This is a genomic window from Vibrio sp. 1401, assembly GCF_033340295.1.
Genome location: NZ_JAWOWF010000546.1, coordinates 1 through 606, shown reverse-complemented (window position 1 = coordinate 606; position 606 = coordinate 1). Strand labels below are relative to the sequence as shown.

The following is a 606-nucleotide window of genomic DNA, read 5'->3' as shown; positions in this document are numbered from 1 at the left end:
CGCGTCGTCTTTGGCGCGCTCGGCATCTTCTTTGGCTTTGGTGAGTTTCTGCTTTGCTTGCTCTCTCTCATGACTGAGTTTTTCCACTTCTTGAGCAAACTTGCTTAACTCATCTTTGCCTTTGATGAGCTCAGAAAGTGGTGAGTCTTCGCTGTAATTTTCGCGGCTTAAAAATTCAAGAACAAGATGCAGGTTGTTGGTCACTTTACGCACCAAGCGAATGGTTAAACTGATAACAAGAATCGTCACCAACGACATGAGAACAATGAATACCAACCGCTGTAGCGTGGTTGCTTTAATGGTTTGTGCGAGCTTCGTTTGCAGCTCATGTTCCATCGTATCGTCGATGTCATGAAGTAGCGCCAGTCGCGTGTTCAGCGCAGCAAGTCCAGCTCCCGTTTTAAGAGGAGATAACGCTTGTAGTTCCTCTTGGTTAAGTAACTGATCACGAAATTCTTGGCTAGTTTGAAATACCTTGTTGCTAAAGGTTTCTATCAGCAATTGGACTTGGTTCTGGTTGGCATTGAGCGCGACGAAGCGCTCTACAAGCAGTTGTTGGTTTTGAATCAGAGACTGAATCTCATTACGAACAGCGTCGTCGTAATG

1 pseudogene is annotated in these 606 nt (G+C 45.4%); it reads right to left on the bottom strand.

The window, feature by feature from the left end:
* A pseudogene (locus R7Z77_RS26740) lies at positions 1-606 on the bottom strand (hybrid sensor histidine kinase/response regulator); the annotation flags it as partial.